Source organism: Streptomyces sp. NTH33 (assembly GCF_003236365.1).
In the GTDB taxonomy this organism is placed as follows: Bacteria; Actinomycetota; Actinomycetes; order Streptomycetales; family Streptomycetaceae; genus Streptomyces.
In genome coordinates, this window is sequence record NZ_POTZ01000347.1 from 1 (window position 1) to 7,428 (window position 7,428).

The 7,428-nt window shown below is 70.6% G+C and carries 6 protein-coding genes; 1 reads left to right on the forward strand and 5 read right to left on the reverse strand.

Going from position 1 to position 7,428, the window contains the following annotated elements:
- Positions 1-220: PucR family transcriptional regulator (locus tag C1I97_RS26750; RefSeq protein ID WP_146608301.1), on the forward strand; the 220-nt coding region annotated here is incomplete at its 5' end.
- A 300-nt stretch (positions 221-520) separates the two neighbouring features.
- Here the strand turns inward: C1I97_RS26750 and serA are convergent.
- The 5 genes from serA to C1I97_RS26775 all read right to left on the reverse strand — a co-directional run.
- Positions 521-2,110 carry a phosphoglycerate dehydrogenase gene (gene serA, locus C1I97_RS26755; RefSeq protein WP_111005719.1) on the reverse strand — a complete coding sequence of 530 codons (1,590 nt, stop codon included), beginning with the start codon at positions 2,108-2,110 and terminating at the stop codon, positions 521-523.
- A gap of 316 nt (positions 2,111-2,426) precedes the next feature.
- A complete protein-coding gene (gene ilvC / locus C1I97_RS26760; protein WP_111005720.1) occupies positions 2,427-3,425 on the reverse strand; it encodes a ketol-acid reductoisomerase in 999 nt (332 codons plus the stop codon).
- Between the two features lie 118 nt (positions 3,426-3,543).
- Positions 3,544-4,068, reverse strand: coding sequence for an acetolactate synthase small subunit (gene ilvN / locus C1I97_RS26765; protein WP_111005721.1), 525 nt, complete (start codon positions 4,066-4,068; stop codon positions 3,544-3,546).
- 20 nt (positions 4,069-4,088) lie between these two features.
- Positions 4,089-5,939: an acetolactate synthase large subunit gene (locus C1I97_RS26770; RefSeq protein WP_181446928.1), complete on the reverse strand. Its 1,851-nt coding sequence runs from the start codon at positions 5,937-5,939 to the stop codon at positions 4,089-4,091.
- Positions 5,940-6,182: 243 nt separating this feature from the next.
- Positions 6,183-7,428: putative bifunctional diguanylate cyclase/phosphodiesterase (locus C1I97_RS26775; RefSeq protein ID WP_146608303.1), on the reverse strand; the 1,246-nt coding region annotated here is incomplete at its 5' end.

Genomic DNA, 7,428 nt, shown 5'->3' on the forward strand with positions numbered 1-7,428 from the left:
CGATCTCCTCTCCCCCGCCCACCGGGAGCTGGCCCGCACCGCCGAGGTCTACCTCGACTGTGCGGGCCAGGCCGGCCGTACCGCCGCCGAGCTGGGCATCCATCGCCAGACCCTCTATTACCGCCTGTCCCGGGTGGAGCAGCTGACCGGCCTCGACCTGGACGACGGCGAGGACCGCCTGCTGCTGCACATGGCGCTGAAGGCGGCGCGGCTCCAGTAGCGCTCCAGGAGTCCCGCGCGGCTCCCGCGATCACCCGGCGCGGGCCCTCGGTGAGCTGGTCGGCGTCGGTCACGGGGACGGCGGTCCTGCTCCTCGCGGCGGCCGGGGCGGCGGCCACGCTGCGACGGGTCCGCGTCGGGGCCCGAGAGCCACCCGCAGCACGGAAAAACGCCGGACGGGCTGACCTGCCAGCCCGTCCGGCGTTCGAGGACGAGTCCGCTCAGGGCGGACGGGGGTCCGGGGCAGCGCCCCCGGGGAAGGCGACCTCGACCGACGGTCGCCTGGGAACGAACGGCACTCTCAGACCAGGTTCACCGAGCGGGCGGACGTCGCCCCGATCTCTTCCGCGACCTCCGCGAGCACCCCGGAGGGCACCGTGTCGTCGACCGTCAGCACCGCCAGCGCCTCGCCGCCCGCCGTCGCGCGCGCGACCTGCATGCCGGCGATGTTGATGCCGGCCTCGCCGATGATCCGGCCGACCGTGCCGACGACGCCGGGACGGTCCTCGTAGCGCAGGACGACCATGTGGTCGGCGAGCGCGAGGTCGACGTCGTAGTCCCCGACCGCGACGATCTTCTGCAGGTGCTTCGGCCCGGCCAGCGTGCCGGAGACGGACACCTCCTCGCCGTCGGCGAGCGTGCCGCGCACGGTGACGACGTTGCGGTGGTCGGCCGACTCCGAGCTGGTGGTCAGACGCACCTCCACGCCGCGCTCCTGGGCGAACAGCGGCGCGTTGACGTAGGACACCGTCTCGTCGACGACGTCCTCGAAGACTCCCTTGAGCGCGGAGAGTTCGAGCACCTTCACGTCGTGCTGGGTGATCTCGCCGTAGACCTCGACGTCGAGGCGGACGGCGACCTCGCCCGCGAGCGCGGTGAAGATGCGGCCGAGCTTCTCGGCGAGCGGCAGGCCCGGCTTGACGTCCTGGGCGATGACACCGCCCTGGACGTTCACCGCGTCCGGGACCAGCTCACCGGCGAGGGCGAGGCGCACCGACCTGGCGACCGCGATACCGGCCTTCTCCTGGGCCTCGTCCGTCGACGCGCCGAGGTGCGGGGTGCAGACGACCTGGTCGAACTCGAACAGCGGGGAGTCCGTGCACGGCTCCTTGGCGTACACGTCCAGGCCGGCGCCCGCGACGCGGCCCTCCTTGAGCGCCGAGTACAGCGCCTCCTCGTCGACGATGCCGCCGCGCGCGGCGTTGATGACGCGCACGCCGGGCTTGACCCTGCGCAGCGCCTCCTCGCCGATCAGGCCGATCGTCTCGGAGGTCTTGGGCAGGTGGACGGTGAGGAAGTCGGAGACCTCGAGCAGCTCGTCCAGGGTCAGCATCTTGACGCCCATCTGCGCGGCCCGCGCGGGCTGCACGTAGGGGTCGTAGGCGACGATCTTCATGCCGAAGGCGGACATGCGCTGGGCGACCAGGGCGCCGATGCGGCCGAGGCCGACGACACCGAGGGTCTTCTCGGCGAGCTCGACACCGGTGTACTTGCTGCGCTTCCACTCGCCGTTCTTCAGCGCGGCGTTGGCCTGCGGGATGTTGCGGGCGGTGGCGACGATCAGGCCGCAGGCCAGCTCGGCGGCGGTCACGATGTTGGAGGTCGGGGCGTTGACGACCATCACGCCGGCCTTGGTGGCGGCGGAGACGTCGACGTTGTCCAGGCCGACGCCGGCGCGGGCGACGACCTTGAGCTTGTTCGCGGCGGCGATGGCCTCGGCGTCGACCTTGGTGGCCGAGCGGATCAGGATCGCGTCCACGTCGGCGATGGCGGGCAGCAGTTCGGCCCGGTCCGCGCCGTTGCAGTGCCGGATCTCGAAGTCCGGGCCGAGCGCGTCGACGGTGGCGGGCGACAGCTCTTCGGCGATGAGTACGACGGGTTTCGAGCTCACGTGAGTCCTCACAAGTCCAAAGCATGCGGACGGCCGTCCCGACGGCCGCGGGCGGAGGAGAGAGCGGCGCCGGGGACGTGTCCGTGACTTCCTCGGTGTCGCTTGGCCGCGTGGAAGACGCACGACGCTGTGGGCCTGACGCGTTGTTGTCCAGCAGTGTAGTGGCGTCGCACGCGCCGTATGACGCCGCTGCGGAAGGATCACCCGTCCGTGGCTGGACAAGGTGGACAACGCCGTGGATCCACCGGGAACTCCGACGTTACTCCGGGTTCGGCGCAAAGGGGCCGGAGCACTGCCGCTCCGGCCCCGCGGGGACTTACGCCTCCTCGTTCACCCAGCTCATGAGCTTGCGCAGCTCCTTGCCGGTGGTCTCCAGCAGGTGCTCGGAGTCCTGCTTCTTGTACTCGTTGTACTTCTTCAGACCGCCGTGGTACTCGTCCATCCAGGTGCGGGCGAAGGAGCCGTCCTGGATCTCGGCGAGGACCTTCTTCATCTCGGCCTTGGTGGCGTCGGTGATGATGCGCGGGCCGGTGACGTAGTCGCCCCACTCGGCGGTCTCGGAGATCGACCAGCGCATCTTCTCCAGGCCGCCCTCGTACATGAGGTCGACGATCAGCTTCAGCTCGTGCAGGCACTCGAAGTAGGCGATCTCCGGCTGGTAGCCCGCCTCGACCAGGGTCTCGAAGCCGGCCTTCACCAGCGCCGCGGTGCCACCGCACAGGACGGCCTGCTCACCGAACAGGTCGGTCTCGGTCTCCTCGGTGAAGGTGGTCTTGATGACGCCGGCCCGGGTGCCGCCGATGCCCTTGGCGTACGACAGGGCCAGCGCGAAGGCGTTGCCGGAGGCGTCCTGCTCGACGGCCACGATGCAGGGGACGCCGCGGCCCTCCTCGTACTGGCGGCGCACCAGGTGGCCCGGGCCCTTCGGGGCGACCATGCAGACGTCCACGCCGGCCGGGGGCTTGATGAAGCCGAAGCGGATGTTGAAGCCGTGGCCGAAGAACAGCGCGTCGCCGTCCTTCAGGTTCGGGGCGATGGACTCCTCGTAGACCTGGGCCTGGATCGGGTCCGGCACCAGGATCATGATGACGTCGGCCTCGGCGGCGGCCTCGGCCGGGGTGACCACGCGCAGGCCCTGCTCCTCGGCCTTGGCCTTGGACGTGGAGCCCTCGTGCAGACCGACCCGCACGTCGACACCGGAGTCGCGCAGCGACAGGGCGTGGGCGTGGCCCTGGCTGCCGTAGCCGATGACCGCGACCTTGCGGCCCTGGATGATGGACAGGTCGGCGTCAGCGTCGTAGAACAGCTCGGCCACTTTGGGTTCTCTCCTTGTGTGCGGGTTGTGCGTCCCACCGTATGACGGTGGGGGGAGGGGAGGTCTCGGAGTCTCGGTATCCGGGCGGCCGGTGTCACCCGGCCGCCCGCACACCGGGTTATGCCGAACGGTCCAGGGCGCGCAGCGACCGGTCGGTGATCGAACGGGCACCGCGTCCGATCGCGATCGTGCCGGACTGGACCAGTTCCTTGATGCCGAACGGCTCCAGCATCTTGAGCATGGCCGACAGCTTGTCGCTGGAGCCGGTGGCCTCGACCGTGACGGCCTCCGGGGAGACGTCGACGGTCTTGGCGCGGAACAGCTGGACGATCTCGACGACCTGGGAGCGCGTCTCGTTGTCGGCGCGCACCTTCACCAGGACGAGTTCGCGCTGCACGGCCTGCGAGGGCTCCAGCTCGACGATCTTGAGTACGTTGACGAGCTTGTTGAGCTGCTTGGTCACCTGCTCCAGCGGGAAGTCCTCGACGCTGACCACGATGGTGATGCGGGAGATGTCGGGGTGCTCGGTGACGCCGACCGCGAGGGAGTCGATGTTGAAGCCGCGGCGGGAGAACAGCGCGGCGATCCTCGCGAGGATGCCGGGAGTGTTCTCGACGAGGACCGAGAGGGTGTGCTTGGACATGGTTCTCACTCAGCTCTCTGTCAGTCGTCTTCTTCGTTGTCGCCGAAGTCGGGGCGGACGTCCCGGGCGGCCATGATCTCGTCGTTGGAGGTGCCGGCGGCCACCATCGGCCACACCATCGCGTCCTCGTGGACGATGAAGTCGACGACGACCGGGCGGTCGTTGACGGCGTTGGCCTCCGCGATGACCTTGTCGAGGTCGTCGGGGGACTCGCAGCGGATGGCGTAGCAGCCCATGGCCTCCGACAGCTTCACGAAGTCCGGGACGCGGGTGCCCCTCGCCTGGGGGTTGACGTCGTCCGGGCCGGAGTGCAGCACCGTGTTGGAGTACCGCTGGTTGTAGAACAGGGTCTGCCACTGGCGGACCATCCCGAGGGCGCCGTTGTTGATGATGGCGACCTTGATCGGGATGTTGTTCAGGGCGCAGGTGGTGAGCTCCTGGTTCGTCATCTGGAAGCAGCCGTCGCCGTCGATCGCCCAGACGGTCCTGCCGGGCTGTCCGGCCTTGGCGCCCATGGCGGCCGGGACGGCGTAGCCCATGGTTCCGGCGCCGCCGGAGTTCAGCCAGGTGGCGGGCTTGTCGTACTGGATGAAGTGCGCGGCCCACATCTGGTGCTGGCCGACGCCGGCGGCGAAGATCGTGCCCTCGGGGGCGAGCTGTCCGATGCGCTCGATGACCTGCTGCGGGGACAGCGAGCCGTCCTCGGGCTGGTCGTAGCCGAGCGGGTAGGTCTCGCGCCAGCGGTTGAGGTCGTTCCACCAGGCGGTGCAGTCGCCCCGGTGGCCCTCGGCGTGCTCCCTCTGCACGGCCTGGACCAGGTCGGCGATGACCTCGCGGGCGTCGCCGACGATCGGCACGTCGGCGGCGCGGTTCTTGCCGATCTCGGCCGGGTCGATGTCGGCGTGGACGATCTTGGCGTACGGGGCGAAGCTGTCCAGCTTGCCGGTGACGCGGTCGTCGAAGCGGGCGCCGAGGGCGACGATCAGGTCGGCCTTCTGCAGCGCGGTGACGGCGGTGACCGCACCGTGCATGCCCGGCATTCCCACGTGCAGCGGGTGGCTGTCGGGGAATGCGCCGAGCGCCATCAGGGTGGTGGTGACGGGCGCTCCGGTGAGTTCCGCGAGGACCTTCAGCTCGGCGGTGGCGCCGGCCTTGACGACGCCGCCTCCGACGTAGAGCACGGGCCGCCTCGCGGAGGTGATGAGCCTGGCCGCCTCGCGGATCTGCTTGGCGTGCGGCTTGGTGACGGGCCGGTAGCCGGGCAGGTCCATGGCCGGGGGCCAGGAGAAGGTGGTCTTCGCCTGGAGGGCGTCCTTGGCGATGTCGACGAGGACCGGGCCGGGGCGGCCGGTGGAGGCGATGTGGAACGCCTGCGCGATCACCCGGGGGATGTCCTCGGCCTTGGTGACCAGGAAGTTGTGCTTGGTGACCGGCATGGTGATGCCGACGATGTCCGCCTCCTGGAAGGCGTCCGTACCGATCGACGAGGACGCGACCTGGCCGGTGATCGCGACCAGCGGGACGGAGTCCATGTGGGCGTCGGCGATCGGGGTGACCAGGTTGGTGGCGCCGGGGCCGGAGGTGGCCATGCAGACGCCGACCTTGCCGGTGGCCTGCGCGTAGCCGGTGGCCGCGTGGCCGGCTCCCTGCTCGTGCCGGACCAGGACGTGGCGCACCCGGCCGGAGTCCATCAGCGGGTCGTAGGCGGGAAGGATCGCACCGCCGGGAATGCCGAATACGGTGTCGGCGCCGACCTCCTCGAGAGAGCGGATGAGGGACTGCGCACCCGTGACGTGCTCGGGCGCGGACTGGTGTCCTCCGGATCGGGGCCGCGGATGCGGGTGAGGGGCCCCGGTGGCCTGCTCGGTCATCGGCATTCTCTTCTCGATGCTGAGGGTTTTTGCGAGGTTTGAGAGAGTTGTGGCGCTGCACGATCGGTGCTCGTGCAACAAAAAACCCCTCGTGCCACAAGGCAAGCGAGGGGAGCGCGCCGGTGAGGGTCGCTGGGTGTTCCGGATCGTCGTCCGGTGGATCCCAGCTCAGCCGACGCGCTGTCCAAGTACGAGAATTCGGGTGCGCATGGAACTGACCCTCCCTCCGGCACGCACCCGATGTCAAGTGGGTGGGACACGCGTCTCATGATGTGGTCCCAGGGTGGTCGCGTTGTGCGATCCCAGGACGGCCGTGCCGCCGAGAACGGCCGGCACCCCGCCGGCGCACACTCCCGCGCCTCCCCCGGCGAACGCCGGTTCGGCCGGACCGTGCGGCACCGGACAGCGGCCGCGGGTGAGCGCCCGGCGCAGCCGGTACTCGTCCAGCGGCCCCGAGAACGCCATGCCCTGCCCGTGCGTGCAGCCCATCGCACGGAGAGCCGCGACCTGCTCGGGCAGATCCACGCCGTCGGCCACCGACTGCAGCCCGAGATCGGCGGCGATGCGCAGCAGCCCACTCGTGATCTTGTGCAGCCGGGCGGACTCGGCGATGCCCTCGACCAGGCCGCGGTCGAGCCTGAGCACGTCGACGGGGAGCCTTCTGAGGGCCGTGACGGCCCCGTGGCCGCTGCCGAAGCCGTCCAGCGCGATCCGCACGCCGAGCCGCCGGAGGGCGGCCAGGCGCCGCTCCAGCTCGTCCAGCGGCGCTCGCGGGTCCGTGTCGGACAGCTCGATCATCAGGGCCCCGGACGGCAGCCCGTGCCGGGTCAGCAGGGTCTCCACGGAGCCGGGCGGCAGCGAACGGTCCACCAGGCGGCGGGCGCCCATCCGGACCACCACGGGCACGGCCAGTCCCGTCGCGGCGCGCTCGGCGGCCTGCTCGACCGCCTTCTCCAGCGTCCAGCGACCCAGCTCGGCGGTCCTGTCGCTGTCCTCGGCCACCCGCAGGAACTCCGCGGGCGTGAACAGCACCCCCTGGGAGGAGCGCCAGCGCGCCTGGGCGGCGACCGAGGTGATCCGGCCGTCCTCCAGGCGGACCACCGGCTGGTGCAGCAGGGTGAACTCGCCGTCGTGCAGCGCGGACCTGAGCCGGGTGGCCAGCTCCGCCCTGTGGACGACGTCCTGCTGCATCTGCGGCTTGTACAGCTCGACCCGGCCCTTGCCCGCCGCCTTGGCCCGGTACATGGCGAGGTCGGCGTTGCGCAGCAACTCCCCCGCTCCCAGGCCCGGTTCGGCGAAGGCCACACCGATGGAGGCGGCGACACGGGCTTCGTTGCCGTCGATGAGGTACGGCTGCGACAGCGTCACCCTGAGGCGGTCGGCGAGCTCCAGGATGTGCCCTTCGCGGGCGGTGCGGTCGCGGGTGCCGTCCCCGACGATGAGGGCCGCGAACTCGTCGCCGCCGAGCCGGGAGGCGGTGTCGCCGTGC

Excerpts from the sequence above, each read along its gene's own strand:
- ilvN (WP_111005721.1), bottom strand. The coding sequence starts at position 4,068 with ATGTCCAAGCACACCCTCTCGGTCCTCGTCGAGAACACTCCCGGCATC.
- C1I97_RS26770 (WP_181446928.1), bottom strand. The coding sequence starts at position 5,939 with ATGACCGAGCAGGCCACCGGGGCCCCTCACCCGCATCCGCGGCCCCGA.